The organism is Carboxylicivirga sp. M1479 (genome assembly GCF_007097485.1).
Classification (GTDB): domain Bacteria; phylum Bacteroidota; class Bacteroidia; order Bacteroidales; family Marinilabiliaceae; genus Carboxylicivirga.
Window position 1 is genome coordinate 1 of the sequence record NZ_VKDE01000071.1, and the last position, 1,859, is coordinate 1,859.

1 protein-coding gene is annotated in these 1,859 nt (G+C 35.4%); it reads left to right on the forward strand.

Annotated elements, in window-relative coordinates:
- Positions 1-208 precede the first annotated feature (208 nt).
- Positions 209-1,555, forward strand: a complete 1,347-nt coding sequence (locus FNN09_RS20765) for a serine hydrolase (RefSeq protein WP_143304408.1) — start codon at positions 209-211, stop codon at positions 1,553-1,555.
- Positions 1,556-1,859 lie beyond the last annotated feature (304 nt).

Sequence of the window (1,859 nt, forward strand, 5' to 3'; positions counted from 1 at the left end):
CAGCGTCATTAAAAACAAAACACCATATCGTCAGGATTATATATGTCTTGATCCGAGAGAGAAAAATATTAATAGCTCCACTAATAAAGTGGCTTAAAAACTTGTAATTAATTAGAGTATATGAAACGAGCCATGAGGATAGCTTCTCACACAAGAGCATGATTAATTTGGCGAGTTCCATGTGGCAAAAATACAAAATTATAAACAGATGAAAATAACGATAAGTATTTTACTTCTATTATATGTTTGCCATACCGAATTGGTAGCACAAAAGGAATCAAACTGGAAACAGCTGGATAATTATTTAGAGATACTTGAACAGAATAAGCGCTTTATGGGAGCTGTTGCCATTTATAAAGGCGAAGAACGTTTATACGAGTATTATTGTGGCTTTGCAAGTGTTGATGAAGAGAAAATAGCCAATTATCAAACACGTTATAGGATCGGATCTATTACCAATATGTATACCGCAGGAATGATTCACCTTTTAATTAGTGAAGGTAAATTATCGATGGAAACCACCCTAAGTGAGTATTATCCCCAAATACCAAACGCTCGATTGATAACCATATCACACTTATTAACGCATAGAAGTGGTTTGCGTAATTACGTTGCCGAAGATGATTTTCTTTTTAAAACGGAGAAGTCGTGGCTGAAAGGGGAGTTGATGAATATGCTGGTCCATTATCCAAGTGATTTTCAACCAGGTGAAAAGGCTGTTTTCTCAAATACGAATTACTTGTTACTTGGTTTTATAGTCGATAGAATTACCGAAACAGACTATGCCACTTCTTTACGGAAATACATTACCAAACCTTATTTACTTACAGGTACAAAGTATGGAGGAGAAATTAATACTGCCAACCGCGATGCACATTCCTATGTTTTCCGTAATCGCCAATGGGAAGAGTTGCCACAAACAGACTTAAGTTTAGTACGCGGGACGGGAGCTGTAGTAAGTACGGCTCGTGATTTAAACTTGTTTGCTCAGGCCTTATTTAAAAAAAGAACAATTAGTGCCTCATTATTTGATAGTTTAATGTTCGTAAATGATGGTTATGGAAGTGGTATGATCGAATATACGTATCGAGACCGAAAATCATTAGGACATAGTGGGAGTATTGATGGTTTTCAAAGTCATATATCATTTTTTCCTGATGATAGCGTAAGTATTGCTGTATTAAGCAATGGTATAAATTATTCTTTAAGTGAGATTGCCAATACAGGACTCAATATTTGTTATGGATACAGTTATGTATTGCCCTCTTTTAGTGGGCGTACTACAAAAGTTCCTACCTTTATATTGGAGCAATTAGAGGGTAACTACATAAGTGAGTTGTACCCACAGAAATTAAGCCTAGTACTTAAAGATAGCACCTTATATGCGCAAACATCGGGACATGTAGCATATCCTTTAACACCTTATGAGAATGGATCGTTTCGTTTCGATCCGGTGGGTGTTGAAATTAAGTTCGAAGGGGATAATAATTCCATTATTGTCGATGAGTTTGTTTTGTATCAACGTGGAGGCGTTTTTTCCTTTGTTAAAGAATAGCCTTATAAAGGTGCCAGTCAGTTGGAATGGTTTGTATCTATAAATATGTCAAGTTCTATTCGTTTAAATGAAATGAGCTATGAGAATTACTTCACAAGTAGGAGCATGATTAATTTTGGCGAGTTCCATCCCGAAAAATCGGGACAAGTAGTGGCAATAAAAAAACAAAATATAAACACATCGTTAGTTTGTGGAATACCTAAATATGAGAAAACCAATTAGGAGTCAAACGTGATTTTTAACTTAGGCAAAAAGCTCCATCTGCTGCATTAACTTTAATAAACAGATAGATAAAATCTAAGTT

Excerpts from the sequence above, each read along its gene's own strand:
- FNN09_RS20765 (WP_143304408.1), top strand. The coding sequence starts at position 209 with ATGAAAATAACGATAAGTATTTTACTTCTATTATATGTTTGCCATACC.